Genomic DNA, 14,817 nt, shown 5'->3' on the forward strand with positions numbered 1-14,817 from the left:
CGCATGGAATTTATTAAAGGTATAACCTTTGGCTATATGAGTCAACGCGGTGACTGGGACACAGTAGCTGCCAAGGAGTCTTTAGTTCTGCTTAAAGAAAAATGTGCTGCGAATACAATTATTTTAACGGTGGTCGTAGAACAAGCTAATCCGCAATCGACAACCATAGATTGGCAATCAGAAACCGTTCTTTCTGATACTGAAGTGAAACAAATGATTCATTATGCCAAGAGTTTAGATTTAAACGTTATTTTAAAACCTATGGTAAATGTTTCAGACGGGACATGGCGAGCACATATCAACTTTTTTGATATGGATGTCCCTTGTGAACCTAAATGGTCAGATTGGTTTAAAAGTTATAATGACTTTATACTTCATTATGCCGATATTGCGGAAGAGACCGGATGTGAAATGTTTGTAATTGGTTGTGAGCTGGTTAATGCCGATCGACGAGAATTTGAATGGCGCCAACTAATACACTTGGTTAGAAATCAGTATAAAGGATTGATTACGTATAATTGTGATAAATATCAAGAAGACCATCTAAAATGGTGGGATGCATTGGATGTTATTTCTAGTTCAGGTTATTATCCAATTGATCGATGGCAACAAGAATTAGATCGAATTGAGAAAGTTGTTGATAAACATCAAAAACCATTCTTTTTTTGCGAAGTAGGTTGTCCAAGTCGATCAGGAAGTGAATATTTACCGAACGATTGGACAAAAGCCGGCGAATTGGATTTAAACGCTCAAGCTAATTGGTATAAAGCGATGTTTGCTGCTTGTGAAGGTAGGGAATGGGTAGAAGGTTTTGGTTTATGGGATTGGAAAGCTCATTTACATGGTAATGAAAGCGCATTAACCAATGAGGATTACGCTATATATGGTAAACCTGCGGAAAAAGTAATCTATAAAAATTATAAAAAATAGAGAGGAATAAATTAAAATGAAATTATTTAAAAAAGCGACGTTATTATTAGGATCAGCATTAATGTTGGCAGCTGTAGGAGCTATCACAAGTACTACAACAGTTAGTGCTCAAGAGGGAACTATTACATTTATTAACCATAAAACTGACTGGGAAGGTAATGGTAAATGGGATGAATACATTGCTGAATTTAACGAAATTTATCCAGATGTAGAAGTTAAAATTGAAACAATCACAGATTATGCAGGTCAAATTAAAACTCGTATGAACACTGAACAATACGGTGATGTTTTAATGTTACCAGCAGACATCAACCCAGAAGATTTCCATTATTTCTTCGAACCATTAGGGGATAAGGAAGAATTATCCGAAACATATCTAGGTTTAAATGACCGTTCATTTGATGGCGTACAATATGGTATCCCAACTCAATTAAATGCGACAGGTATGGTAGTAAACTTTAAAGTGTTTGAAGATGCAGGTATTACAGAGTTTCCAACAAATACAGAAGATTTTATTGCAGCTTTAGCAACGATTAAAGAAAATAACCCAGAAGTAACACCGCTTTATACTAACTATGCAGCGGGTTGGACATTATCAAACTGGGATTTTGCACGTTCAGGTGTATCAGGTAATCCAGATTTTACAAATGAATTAACAACAGATGTTGCACCTTTTGAAGAAGGTAAAACGATGAATGAAATTTATAAATTGTTATTCGACGTGGCTAATCAAGGTTTAATCGAGGCCGACCCAACAACAACAGATTGGGAGCAATCAAAAGTTGATTTAGCTAACGGAAAGATTGCAGTAATGGTATTAGGAAGCTGGGCAGTACCTCAAATTCAAGAGATTAACCCTGATACAGCAGAAAACATTGCGTTCTTCCCATTCCCAATGACAGCGGAAGATGGTAATCAATATTTAGCAGTTGGCGGGGATTACAACTTAGCAATTAATGTTCACAGTGAAAATAAAGAAGCAGCGCGTGCATTCTTAGATTGGTTAATCAACGATTCTAATTATGCAGAAGAAAACGGTGGTATTTCACCAGTTATCGGCGCTGAAATGCCAGCTTCATTAGCGAACGCAGAAGCGGCAGGCGTTTTATTATTAGAAGAAAATCCAGCTGAGCCTGGAAAAGAAGCTTTATTCAGTACAATTAACGACTATTCTCAATTAGGTGTGGGTTCAACCGATAACGAGAAACAACGCATTATTGATGCAGCAGTTGGTAATACAAACGAAACGTTTGAAGACATGATGGCAGAATTTAATGCACGTTGGGCAGAAGCAATCGAAGCAGCTCAATAAGCAATAACTGGATTAAATTAATTAAGTAGCGCTCTTTCATGGGCGCTACTATTTGATAGAAGGAGTAGTATATGAAAAAGCTCAACGCAAATACTGAGAAGAAGATTTTAATCTTCACCTTTACAATTGTACCAATAGCATTATTGATTTTATTTTCTTATTATCCTCTTGTTAAAATGTTTGAATACAGTTTAACAGACTGGAATGGCTATAGCCCAAATCAAAAATTTGTTGGTTTAGATAATTATAAAACAGTCTTAACAAATCCACGTTATTTTTCTGTATTTAAAACTAGTCTTTATTATTTTATCGCGACATTCTTCCAATTAGGTATAGCACTTTTATTTGCGACGATTTTAACGTTTAAAGTAAAATTTGCAAACTTTTGGAAAGGTATATTATTTTTCCCATACTTACTTAATGGTGTAGCTATTGGTTTTATCTTCCTTTACTTCTATAAAGGCGGTGGGACTTTAGATACTTTATTAACAGCTATAGGTTTAGAAGATCAAATTCAATTATGGTTAGGTAACCGTTCAATCAATAATATATCGTTAGCTTTCACATCTGTGTGGCGTTATACAGGCTTTAACTTTTTAATTTTCTTAGGAGCAATTCAATCGATTAATCCGGAAGTTTACGAAGCAGCTGAAATAGATGGTGCAAACAATTGGCATAAATTCAAATACATCATCATCCCAAGTATAAAGAATATAGTTTTCTTAAATATTATTCTAGGAGTTTCTGGATCTTTAAGTGTATTCGATATTCCTTATATTATGACTGGTGGATCAAATGGAACAACGACATTCGTTATTCAAACGATTGAAACAGCATTTCAATATAACCGCGTTGGATTAGCTTCAGCTATGGCCGTTATCTTATTAATAATTGTCTTAACTGTAACCGCGATTCAGAAATGGCTAATACGCGAAAAGGAGTAAGCAGATGGAACAATCAATCAAGAAAAAAACATTTTTAGAAACAATTAAAATAGGCAGTGTATTCAAATACGGTACACTATTAATCGGATCCCTAGTGGCAATTTTGCCTGTCTTAGTTGTTTTTATCGGATCATTTAAAACAAACGATGAATTTCTTAATAGTGGCGTACTGAGTTTACCAGAAACATGGACGATTGAAAATTATACTCGTGCTTTTGTTGAAGGCGATATGTTAGTTGGTTTCAAGAATACTTTAATAATTTTTATTATTAGTATGATTGGAAAATTAATTCTAGGCGCTATGTTTGCGTATGCTATTCACCGTTTTGATTTCAAACTGAAAAAAATTATTATGGGTCTCTATATGGCTGCGATGCTTATACCAAGCATTACTAGCCAGGTTGCTACATTTCAAATTATTAACTCATTAGGTTTATTTAATACGATGTGGTCAGTAATCATTCTGAGTTTAGGTACAGATGTTATTTCAATCTATATATTCTTACAATATTTAGATGAAATTTCTGTGAGTTTGGATGAATCAGCGATTATTGATGGGGCATCCTATTTTACAGTATTTTGGCGTGTTATATTGCCAAACTTAAAAGCACCTATGGTAACAATTTTGGTTATTAGTGGTGTTGCAATTTATAACGATTTCTATAATCCATTTTTATATATGCCAAGCCGTGAATTAAAAGTTATCTCGACTGCTTTATTCGCCTTTAAAGGTCCTTATGGAACAAACTGGCCGGTGATTTTGGCAGGAGTTGTGATTGTTATCGTACCAATCTTAATTTTATTCTTGTTGTTACAAAAACATATTTATAATGGAGTTTCAGGGTCAGTGAAAGGGTAAGTAATCATGAAAAAAAATTTAGTGAAATGGATAAATAAATTATATACGTTGATTCATCAATCTATTTATTTTTGGTTTAGTATCCTGACTAAAGGGTTCGTTCAAACGTCTTTTGATAACTATGTAGAAGAGGGTAAGAACGAGAAGAAATACAAAATGTTATATGATAAGGCACTATCGTTTGTCTGGTTCATTTTGTTAGTAAATATCATTTTAGCCAGTACATATTATGTAACTGTCAATCAGCCCTTGCTAAATTTTCTAACTTATATTTGCTTGCTCGTTTTTATCGTCATCACAGTTTTTATTAGTTGGTTAAGTTATCTAAGGGGGAATTTAAATAATAATTCTGATATGGAGACGACTATTTTAGCTTTTCATAGTATGGTGAGGTTTTGGTCAATTTCCTTAAGCTTAGCATTATTTATATTTATCAGCATTATTATAGGTTACAGTAACTTGATTGTGCTCATATGTATTTTACCAGGGATATACTTTCAACTAAGCAAACTGTTGATGGAACGATTTATTGAAAAAATTAAAGAGATTCAAACACTATTAAATACAAAATATTAAGGAGTATTACACTATGAATTTACAATTTCCAAACGGCTTCTCATGGGGAGCAGCTACATCAGGACCACAAAGCGAAGGGCGCTTCAACAAGAAACATGCAAACGTATTTGATCATTGGTTTGAAGTAGAACCAGAAAGTTTCCACAATCAAGTTGGACCAGATGTCGCATCTAACTTTTATAATAGTTATAAAGAAGATATTAAATTAATGAAAGAAGTTGGCTTAAATAGTGTTCGAACTTCCATTCAATGGACTCGGTTAATTGATGATTTTGAAACAGCAACTTTAAATCAAGACGGTGTTGATTTCTATAATAATGTTATTGATGAATTACTCGCTAATGATATTAAACCATTCATAAATTTACATCATTTTGACTTACCAGTCGAATTGTATGATAAATATGGTGGCTGGGAATCTAAGCATGTTGTCGATTTGTTTGTGAAATTTGCGGAACAATGTTTTAAATTATTTGGAGATCGTGTTTCAGAATGGTTTACACACAATGAACCAATGGTTGTAGTAGATGGACAATATCTGTATCAGTTCCACTATCCAAAAGTAGTTGATGGAAAAAAAGCTGTTCAAGTAGCGTTTAACTTACAGTTGGCTTCATCAAAAGCAGTTGCCAAATTCAAGGAAGTGAATACTAATCCTGATGGACGAATCGGAATCATCCTTAATTTAACCCCTTCATATCCAGCATCAGATGATCCTGCAGATCAAAAGGCTGCAAATTTTGCGAATCTATGGTTTAATCAAATTTTCTTAGACCCTTCAATTTTAGGTGAATATCCAGCTGAATTAGTTGAGATATTAGAAAATGACGGTGTATTGTTTGAGGCAACAAAAGAAGAACTAGCAATTATTAAAGAGAATACGATTGATATTCTAGGGGTAAACTTTTACCATCCTCATCGCGTGAAACAACCAGATGTTTCGCCAGATAGTTTAAGATTCAATTGGATGCCTGTTAAATATTTTGATAATTATGATATGCCTGGCCGTCGCATGAATATTGATCGAGGATGGGAAATTTATCCAAAAGCTTTATATGATATCGCAATTAACGTAAAAGAAAACTATGGGAACATTGCCTGGTTCGTTGCAGAAAATGGAATGGGTGTATCGAATGAAGAGTTATTTCAGGATGAAACAGGCGTAGTCCAAGATGATTATCGTATTAACTTTATTAAAGAGCATTTAACTGAATTGCATAAAGGTATTGAAGAAGGTTCGAATTGTATTGGCTACCATTTATGGACACCAATTGATTGTTGGTCATGGTCAAATGCTTACAAAAACCGTTATGGTTTCATTGCGAATAATATCCATACACAAGTTAAAACAATTAAGAAATCTGGACATTGGTTTAAAGATGTCGCTGATAATAACACTTTAGAAATCTAAACGAGGGATTGTATGTTAAAAGAAGTTGCACTTGAAACATGGGGATCTTTTCATTCGAATAATAGAAAACCTCATGATTTTGAAAGTTTTTGGCTCAAAGGTAAAGAGGAAGTTGAAGCACTGGGGTTAGATTATCGCTTGGTTGAACATGAACTATATTCGACAGTGGCTGAAGCCTTTGACTTGTATTTCATCGGGGTGAATAATGCTTGTGTGCATGCACAAATTGTTCGACCTAAGAATATCACTAAAAAAATGCCTGTTCTTTTTCAATTTCATGGTTATCATACAAATGCTGGCGATTGGGGAGACAAAATTGCAAATGCCGCTGAGGGAATTTTGACAGTTGCATTGAACGTCCGAGGGCAAGGCGGACCTTCACAAGATACGACAGTTACTAAAGGTGGAACGCTAAAAGGTCACATTATTCGCGGTGTTGAAGATGGACCAGAACAGTTATTATTTAGACAAGCGTACTTAGATATCTATCAATTAACACGTATTGTAACTAATATGGATCAAATTGATTTAAATAATATGTATGCATATGGTGCGTCTCAAGGTGGGGCTTTGGCCTTAATCTGTGGACATTTTGAACAAAGAATCAAAAAAATCTTTACTTTGTATCCTTTTTTAAGCATCTTCCGAGAAGCTTACCGATTGGATGTTGAAAATTCAGCATACGAAGAGTTAGCTTATTGGTTCAGATTTAGAGATCCACAACATAAGAATGAGCAAGTATTTTTTGAAACTTTAGATTATATTGATATACAGTATTTTGTTCCAAGTATAAAGTCTGATGTAATTTGGGGGATTGGATTAGAAGATCGTATTTGCCATCCTAAACTTCAAATGGGTGTTTATAATGCAATCAAATCAACGAAAGAAATGTTGTTTTATCCTGAATATGCACATGAATATATTCCAGAATTTTCTGATATAATGAGAAAGCAAATGTTTTTAGATTTGAACACGAAATAAACAAGATTTGAATGATAAACTATGATAAAGTAATAGAGTAACATTAAATGTACACACAAGTTTCATATGATTATTTTAAATGGGAGTGAACTGAATGCCTAAATATATGCATATCGCAAATGTTTTACGAAATCAAATTATGTCGGGTGAATATGTTGCTAATCAGCAACTCCCATTAGAAAAAGAGTTCTGTGAAGTGTTTTCGGTTAGTAAAATGACTGTAAAAAAAGCATTGGATATACTTGTTAGCGAGGGTTTGATAATCAAACGAAGAGGTTACGGAACGTTTGTTAAAGATTTAACTCAAGTAGAAATTCAAAGATTGATGATGTCTCGTCAATTTATCGGAACGTCAGCGTTGTATACTAAAAGTGAAGTGCGTAGTAAAGTGATTAATTTTACGGTTGATGCGGCGCCCGCTGACATAGCTGAGCACTTAAATATTGAAGAAGGAAGCTTCGTGTACAATATTTATCGTGTCCGCATTGTTGACGGTGAACCATTAGCGATTGAGCAAACTTACATGCCGATTGATGTCATTCCAGGTTTAAAAATAGAAAACGTCCAAGGTTCAATTTACGAGTATATTGAAGTGAAGTTAAATTCTGCAATCCAAAGTGCTCATAGAAAAATTAGAGTCCGAAAAGCGACTGATTTTGAAGCGAATGAATTAGGGCTAGAATTAGGTGATCCAGTAGGAATAGTTGAACAAACAGGTTATCTAAATACAGGTGAATTATTTGAATATTCTTTTTCAATTCATAAATATGACTCTTTTCAAATTGAATTTGTCTTAACACGTGAATAATTATTATGAATTGCATAGAACATTAAACGTTGAAAGACCCAAAGGTAAGTAGTGCTATTATAAAGATATAGCTACTTACCTTTTTCTTTATTAAAGTGATCATAAATGTAAAAATTGATTAATTCAATTAAGAATATTCATAAACAACACAGAAAAAATTTACATTAATCACATAAGGAAGTATAAGTTTGATATTGATGCAGCAAACTTTATGCTTAGCTTAGTATTCAAAAAATGTCTGTATTATCAATTGAAACCGAGAAAAGGAATTTAATGGACTCGAATGTAATTCAGTTTTTGATGTACTAACAAAATATAAAACAAACGTATAGGATTATTATTTATATTAATAGCTAAAACATAGAGTAAGTAAGCATGATTTCAAAAAGTATGTTATTCTTGTAAACGTCTCAATTTTTCTGAGAATTAAAATTGACAGATGAATGATAAAACAAATTAAAGTCAATATAGAGTAGTATTTTGTCGATTATATTTGTGATAGTTAAATTTAAATGGTATATTTATATTATGAAAACAGTAAAGGAGTGATTTTCTAGCATGACTATTGGCGAAATTGCAGGCTTAATTGCTGCGTTATCTTTTGCTGTCTTAGTTGGCTTTATAAGTATCAATCTTTCACGTTTATCAAAGATCATGAAAGATATCAGTGATACAGTTCAAAGGTTAAACTCAACAATTGATATTGTGACTAAAGATGTCGACAATCTATCAATTGAAGTGGAAGGCTTGTTGAATAAAGCAAATACGTTAGTGGATGATGTTAATGGTAAACTAAGTAAAACGGATCCGTTGTTTACAGCAATTGGCGACCTGGGTGTGACAGTTTCTGATGTAAATCAATCAACGAAACAATTAACATCTAATTTAGTGAGTGGCGTAAGTAAGAAGAAAAGCTCACCTTTAGAACGTTTTATTAAATCTACTCGTACAAAAACTAAAACACAAACAAATAATAGTTCAAATGATACTGTACAAAATGAGACGAGCATAAATATTTCTGATGCAATTCAAGAATCTGATTTAGTTTCTTTAACAAAAACTAAACCATCTTCTACTGCTGGTGAAATTAGTTTAAAATAGAAAGGGTTGTTGAACTTGAGTAAAAATAATAGTGGATTTTTTTTAGGAGCACTATTTGGTGCGGCTGTAGCAGGCGTTACGGCACTATTGTATGCGCCTAAGTCAGGTAAAGAATTAAGAGCAGATTTACAAGATGAATTAGACACTTTATTAGAGCGTGCTTCAGACTATTCTGATTATGCTGTAGAACGTGGTGTTGAAATGTATGATGCAGCTTCAGAAGCCACAGAAGACATTAAAGTAAATCTAAAAGAATCAGCACAAAACTTTAAATCACAAATGAATGACTTATCTAAAGAAGCATCAGAAGAGTGGACTAAAGTTAAGGATGAGTTGAAAAATTCAAAAGAAGTTGCTGAAGAAGAAGCGGAAGATTTAGCAGAGACAGTATCAGAAGCAGTTGATAATGTAACAGACGAAATTAAAGATTAATTTTTTATTCTTTTATGATTAATCGTTGTAGCTTATTAAGTCTTCAACGATTAATCATTTTTATATTCTTTATTAAATCAAGCATTTTCTAAAGAGGAATTAGATAAGTTGCTATAAAAATGGCAACTTTTTATAAATAAATAGCAACGCGTTTTATAAAATAATATTTTCAAACAAACATTGTTAATTAAATGTTTAAATGTAACTAAAACGCTTGCAAAAAATAATTTACTATGATAAATTATTTTTGAATATATGATTTTCTGAAAGCGAGGATTAATTATGGAAAAACAAACCATCACAATTTATGATGTGGCCAGAGAAGCTGGCGTTTCAATGGCGACTGTTTCGCGTGTTGTGAATGGTAACCCAAATGTGAAGCCAAGTACACGAAAAAAAGTATCGGAAGTAATTGAACGATTAGACTACCGTCCTAACGCTGTTGCTCGTGGCTTAGCAAGTAAAAAAACTACAACAGTTGGTGTTATTATTCCAAACGTCACAAACTTATTTTTCTCTTCATTAGCAAGAGGGATTGATGATATTGCTTCAATGTATAAATATAATATCATCTTAGCAAACTCAGATGAAAACTCTGAAAAAGAATTACAAGTTTTTAATACATTATTATCAAAACAAGTGGATGGCATCATTTATATGGGGCATAACATTAGTGATGAAATGAAAAAAGAAGTTCAAAGAACAAACACACCGGTAGTTTTCGCGGGAACTGTATTAACTGAGGAAGATTTCTATACGGTTAATATTGATTATCGTGAAGCTGCAAAAGAAGTAGTAGGGGAATTACTAGAAAACAAACGTCGAGTTGCATTGGTAACAGGACCAAACGAATATGTTATTAACCGTAGTCATCGTAATGTAGGTTACCTTGATGCCTTGAAACAATACGGTCAAGAATTAGACGAAGATTTATTATTCCAGAAAACATATGCTTATAAAGACGGTGAAAAACTAGTTGATCAATTATTAGAAGTTGATGCAACGGCTGCGTTTGTATCGCAAGATGAAGTTGCTGTAGGAATTTTAAATGCTTTACAAGATCGTGGTATTAAAGTACCAGAAGAATTTGAGATTGTTGCAAGCAATAACTCACCGATTACTCAATATGTACGCCCACAATTAACGAGTATCCAATTTCCATTATACGATGTTGGTGCTGTGTCAATGCGTCTGTTAACTAAAATCATGAATAGTGAAGACATTGATGAAAAACAAATTATTTTACCTTACAAAATGATTAAACGAGGAACGACTAGATAAGAAGGGTGCGGATACCTGTGAAAAATACTTTACAAAAATTGCAAGTTTACTTTGCTTTGTTGGTACTTTTATACCAGGCTTTTCAATTAGTTAAGTCACTTCAACGTCAAACTCAAAATAAATAAAAAAAGTTCCTAGCTAATTTTAATTGGCTAGGAACTTTTTTACTATAAGGAATATTGTGTTTTATTTTGATTTATCAAGCGTTGATATGCTCCCCCTAAGTAGACATTAGTGTGGTCGATCTGGTTACTTTAAATGGTTGAACTGGAAACCAAGTCAAACACCAACCCGTCTATAGAAACTTATAACGCTCATTCAAGAAGTATATATGGATGAGGGCATCTAAGGTTACCGTCGCATAATTATCTGTTTAAATCACTATAAACAAGCAAACGTAAACCATAAATGTGTGTATCGTCTTATGAAGTTAACGGGACTACAGGCTGTTATCCGTCGTAAACGATACAATTATAAGAAGGGTCAATCCTACCATGTTCCGGCTAATAAATTAAATCGTAAATTTGATAAGGCTTACAAACCATGCATGTACTTTTAGCAGATATGGCAGAATTTAATTATGGGAAGGATCGTAAAGCTTATTTAAGTGCCATTCTTGACTATGGTCAAAACAAGATTGTTGGCTATCAGCTTTCGACGAGGCAAAAACAAGCACTCATTATAGACACTTTTGAGCAAGTTGTGAGTGATATCATTTCAGAATCACAATGGTTCATACCTACCGTGGATACCAATACACTTCCCGCTCTTTTAAACAATTCGTGGAGAATAAAAAATTAGAATAGAGTATGTCTCGCGCAGGAAAATGCATAGATAACGGCCCTATGGAGAATTTTTTTGGGGTGATTAAGGTCGAGATGTATTACCGTAAGCATTACAAGACCTTTGAAGATTTAGAAACTGAGATCAAGCGTTACAATATGTTTTACAACACTGAAAGAGTGACGCTTAAAATGGGATTGAAAATTCCAGCATAAATTACCTTGAGAGAATGAATCACGCATGGTACAAATTTTTTTGTTTATTTACCTGTCTAATTGACAGGGGGCAGTTCAGTTATAAGAATACAAATGGAACCATATCTTTTTCTACTTTATCCTTACCAGTTTCACCTCAAATAAAAATTACTGATTTTGGAATGATGGATGTTCATAATCATGAACTAATACCGATAGTGGAGCGATATTTATGAGAATATTAATTAAGAACGTATGGATTTTAACAATGGATTCAGTGTATAAAAATGGCTATCTTATAATTGAGGATAAAACAATTCTATCCTTAGGTGATATGAAGCAATGTCCTGACGTCCAAGTCGATAGAGTAATTGACGGTCAAGGGGGATTGTTAATGCCTGGTATGATTAATACACACACTCAGGCGGGGATGATACCTTTCAGGTCACTGGGAGATGACATACCCGACCGTTTAACGCGTTTTCTGTTTCCTTTAGAATCACAAGCAATGACGGCTGAACTTGCCTATCATAGTACGAAAGTTGCAATTGCAGAAATGCAATTAGCAGGAATTACTACTTTCTATGATATGTATTATTTCAAAGAGTCGGTAGCTCAAGCGACAGCAGAGATGAACTCCCGTGCGATATTAGCTGAGACAGTATTGGAAGATGGTTGTGATAGTGATGAGAAATTTAGCGGCTTAAAGATAGCGGAAGAATTTATAAAGAAATGGTCTCATCATTCACTGATTACGCAGGCGATTGCGCCACATACTCCTGACACAAAGTCGACTGAATCATTAAAAGAAGCGGTTAATTTATCGACTCAATATGGCGTTCCACTATCAATACATTTAAGTGAAATGATGTTTGAAATTGAGAAATATGCTCAAGAATATCAACAAACACCGGTTGAATACTTAGAAGCAATTGATTTTCTAAGTAATAAATTATTAGCAGCATATTTGATTTTTGTCAAAGACGAAGATTTAGATATTCTGGCCAAGTATAATGTTTCTGTTGCACATTGTATAGGCGCCAATACTAAATCAGCGAAAGGTGTAGCACCTTTGCAACAAATGATGGACAAAGGATTGAAGGTTGGTTTAGGAACAGATGGTCCAAGTAGTGGGAATACATTAGACTTATTTACACAAATGAAATTACTGGCCAATTTCCATAAAACCTATACACATAATCGATCGGCTTTTCCTTCTCGTGAAATCGTCCGTTTAGCAACATTTGGAGGAGCTGAAGCTCTTGGTATGGAAAAGCTAGTTGGATCTCTAGAAATAGGTAAAAAAGCTGATATTACGTTGATTAAGACTGATTCGATTAATATGTTTCCAATTCACGATCCGTATGCAGCAATTGTTTATTCAGCGAATGCCGCAAATGTTTGTGAGGTTTAGATTGATGACAAACATATCGTTAGTCAAAAGCGCCTTAATAATCACTATGAAGTGACACTTACGAAAAACCTCTCTGAAGCAATGACACTTTTCAAACAAAAAGCAGAAAACATCTTACAGAATATGGATTGAAATGAAGAGGCATGACAAAAATCTATGGAAGTTAATGCTAAGTTTAAATAACATTTAACAATTTCTCCAATAAAAAGGTGGGAAAATGTAGATAGAATCAGACATCTTATTCTAATCAAATATGAGCAATTCTTGTTGGAGAGGCATGAACCTAAAAAGGATGACTAGCAAACAGAATAGTTTGATTCAGAAAATCATGCAGTTGGATAAAAATAAAATCCAAGGACCACATGTGAAGACCAAAAGCCTAGGATAGGTGATGCAGATTCAATAGTAGTTGCCTATTTTGATTTGAACGGAGATAATTTAGAGCAATCAACTGAATCGATTGTCGAAAAAGATAGTAATGAAACAGTCTTATAAATTATTAAAATTCTATAACTGATGCAATATTCAGCTAGTAAACTATTATCAGCTGTATGGTTATATAGCTTTAGAGACAGATGATATTATCTCCTAAGAATTTGTGAAAATCATTTAACTGCTAAGTTAGAATTCTCAGAGGTAACTAGTTTGTTAATCGACAGCGTAATATGTACGTGCACTTATAAACTTGTTAGCGATATAAAACTTAGGAACACGAGCCAAATCGAAATGGGATATCAGACAATTTGTACTACTTTTTTTGCTTTATTAAGAATATTATTGTTATCCACTTGTGAAAATGAGATCAAAGAGATAAAATAATAGTTGAAATTTAAAGTAATGAAAGAGGTAAAAAAATGATTGAGTTGATTGCAACAGCTGAATCACTAACCCAAGGTATAGAGTTGCTCAAAAGTGGAGTAGATCGGGTAGTGGTGGGTGAAGAAGTATTTGGATTACGTGTTCCAGGCTATTTGTCTTTTGAAGAGATATTAGAATTGACGAATTTAGCGCACCGTTTAGAAAAGAAAATTATTGTAGCCGCAAATGCCATTTTACATAATGATAAAATTGACAAGGCGCGTCCTTTTTTAAGAAAACTTAAAGAAATCGGAGTAGACCAACTTTTAGTTGGTGACACCGGACTTATTCAAATCATGAAGGAAACGGAATATTATATTCCTTATATTTACGATGCTTCAGTCTTGGTAACGAGTCATGGCCAAATAAATTTTTGGAAAAATTATGGTGCTATTGAAGCAATGGTAGCTAGGGAAGTGCCTTATGTTGAGTTAGAAAAATTAGCACCAGAAGTACAAATTCCGATTATTGTTCAAGTTTATGGCGCGCAATGTATTCATCAAAGTAAACGTAATCTTCTTGATAATTACTTTAGATATATTGAAAAAGAGCCGATAGATTTCTCGAAACGTCATTTGTTTTTGTCAGAGCCTACAAAGAAACAGACACATTACTCGATTTATCAAGATAGTCATGGAACGCATGTCTTTGCAAATAATGACATTAATTTAATTAAACACTTAGATATGCTTTTCAATATAAAAGCTAATATTTGGTATCTTGATGGAATTTACACGCCAGGGAATAACTATGTAGAAATCGTTAAACAATATTTGAATGCTCGCGAGTTATTAGAAAATTATGAGTGGTCTGAGCATAAAGTTGAGCATCTATCTAATAGAATTAATGAACTACACCCTGTTAACAGGGAATTAGCTACGAATTTCTTCTTATATTCAGCGGAAAAAGTAAAGTAATGAAAGGAAATAATCT

15 protein-coding genes and 2 pseudogenes are annotated in these 14,817 nt (G+C 33.6%); all 17 read left to right on the forward strand.

Translation table 11 applies throughout. The features are described from left to right. Positions 1-3: 3 nt before the first annotated feature. The 17 genes and pseudogenes from GF867_RS02280 to GF867_RS02360 all read left to right on the forward strand — a co-directional run bounded on the left by GF867_RS02280 (position 4) and on the right by GF867_RS02360 (position 14,801). Positions 4-930 (forward strand): glycoside hydrolase family 113, encoded by a 927-nt coding sequence (locus GF867_RS02280; protein WP_153831505.1) that lies wholly within the window; start codon positions 4-6, stop codon positions 928-930. A gap of 61 nt (positions 931-991) precedes the next feature. After that, entirely contained in the window at positions 992-2,242 is a 1,251-nt protein-coding gene (locus GF867_RS02285; RefSeq protein WP_253940714.1) for an ABC transporter substrate-binding protein, read from the forward strand. Positions 2,243-2,313: 71 nt separating this feature from the next. Then, positions 2,314-3,186 carry a carbohydrate ABC transporter permease gene (locus GF867_RS02290; RefSeq protein WP_153831507.1) on the forward strand — a complete coding sequence of 291 codons (873 nt, stop codon included), beginning with the start codon at positions 2,314-2,316 and terminating at the stop codon, positions 3,184-3,186. Positions 3,187-3,190: 4 nt separating this feature from the next. Beyond that, positions 3,191-4,045 (forward strand): carbohydrate ABC transporter permease, encoded by an 855-nt coding sequence (locus GF867_RS02295; protein ID WP_153831508.1) that lies wholly within the window; start codon positions 3,191-3,193, stop codon positions 4,043-4,045. A 6-nt stretch (positions 4,046-4,051) separates the two neighbouring features. Next, complete coding sequence (locus GF867_RS02300) at positions 4,052-4,621, forward strand: hypothetical protein (RefSeq protein ID WP_153831509.1); 570 nt, start codon at positions 4,052-4,054, stop codon at positions 4,619-4,621. A 13-nt stretch (positions 4,622-4,634) separates the two neighbouring features. Further along, positions 4,635-6,032 carry a glycoside hydrolase family 1 protein gene (locus GF867_RS02305; protein ID WP_153831510.1) on the forward strand — a complete coding sequence of 466 codons (1,398 nt, stop codon included), beginning with the start codon at positions 4,635-4,637 and terminating at the stop codon, positions 6,030-6,032. 12 nt (positions 6,033-6,044) lie between these two features. Continuing rightward, the gene (locus tag GF867_RS02310; protein ID WP_153831511.1) at positions 6,045-7,013 is read left to right on the forward strand and encodes an acetylxylan esterase; all 969 of its coding nucleotides are present in this window, start codon (positions 6,045-6,047) and stop codon (positions 7,011-7,013) included. A gap of 94 nt (positions 7,014-7,107) precedes the next feature. Beyond that, positions 7,108-7,821 carry a GntR family transcriptional regulator gene (locus GF867_RS02315; protein WP_153831512.1) on the forward strand — a complete coding sequence of 238 codons (714 nt, stop codon included), beginning with the start codon at positions 7,108-7,110 and terminating at the stop codon, positions 7,819-7,821. Between the two features lie 558 nt (positions 7,822-8,379). Further along, the gene (locus tag GF867_RS02320) at positions 8,380-8,922 is read left to right on the forward strand and encodes a DUF948 domain-containing protein (RefSeq protein ID WP_153831513.1); all 543 of its coding nucleotides are present in this window, start codon (positions 8,380-8,382) and stop codon (positions 8,920-8,922) included. A 15-nt stretch (positions 8,923-8,937) separates the two neighbouring features. After that, positions 8,938-9,354 (forward strand): YtxH domain-containing protein, encoded by a 417-nt coding sequence (locus tag GF867_RS02325; RefSeq protein WP_153831514.1) that lies wholly within the window; start codon positions 8,938-8,940, stop codon positions 9,352-9,354. A 282-nt stretch (positions 9,355-9,636) separates the two neighbouring features. Next, the gene (gene ccpA / locus GF867_RS02330; RefSeq protein ID WP_153831515.1) at positions 9,637-10,635 is read left to right on the forward strand and encodes a catabolite control protein A; all 999 of its coding nucleotides are present in this window, start codon (positions 9,637-9,639) and stop codon (positions 10,633-10,635) included. A 361-nt stretch (positions 10,636-10,996) separates the two neighbouring features. Beyond that, positions 10,997-11,194: an IS3 family transposase gene (locus GF867_RS14300; protein ID WP_366927737.1), complete on the forward strand. Its 198-nt coding sequence runs from the start codon at positions 10,997-10,999 to the stop codon at positions 11,192-11,194. 5 nt (positions 11,195-11,199) lie between these two features. Further along, entirely contained in the window at positions 11,200-11,436 is a 237-nt protein-coding gene (locus tag GF867_RS02340; protein ID WP_153831516.1) for a hypothetical protein, read from the forward strand. Between the two features lie 8 nt (positions 11,437-11,444). Next, the gene (locus GF867_RS02345; protein ID WP_153831517.1) at positions 11,445-11,633 is read left to right on the forward strand and encodes an IS3 family transposase; all 189 of its coding nucleotides are present in this window, start codon (positions 11,445-11,447) and stop codon (positions 11,631-11,633) included. 80 nt (positions 11,634-11,713) lie between these two features. Further along, positions 11,714-11,848, forward strand: a pseudogene (locus tag GF867_RS13930) (adenine deaminase C-terminal domain-containing protein); the annotation flags it as partial. Further along, positions 11,845-13,158: pseudogene (locus GF867_RS02355) on the forward strand (amidohydrolase). The pseudogenes GF867_RS13930 and GF867_RS02355, both read left to right, overlap by 4 nt. Positions 13,159-13,880: 722 nt before the next feature. Next, positions 13,881-14,801, forward strand: coding sequence for a peptidase U32 family protein (locus GF867_RS02360; protein WP_153831519.1), 921 nt, complete (start codon positions 13,881-13,883; stop codon positions 14,799-14,801). Positions 14,802-14,817 lie beyond the last annotated feature (16 nt).

The sequence above is a fragment of the Fundicoccus ignavus genome (assembly GCF_009659375.1).
GTDB classification, from domain to species: domain Bacteria; phylum Bacillota; class Bacilli; order Lactobacillales; family Aerococcaceae; genus Fundicoccus; species Fundicoccus ignavus.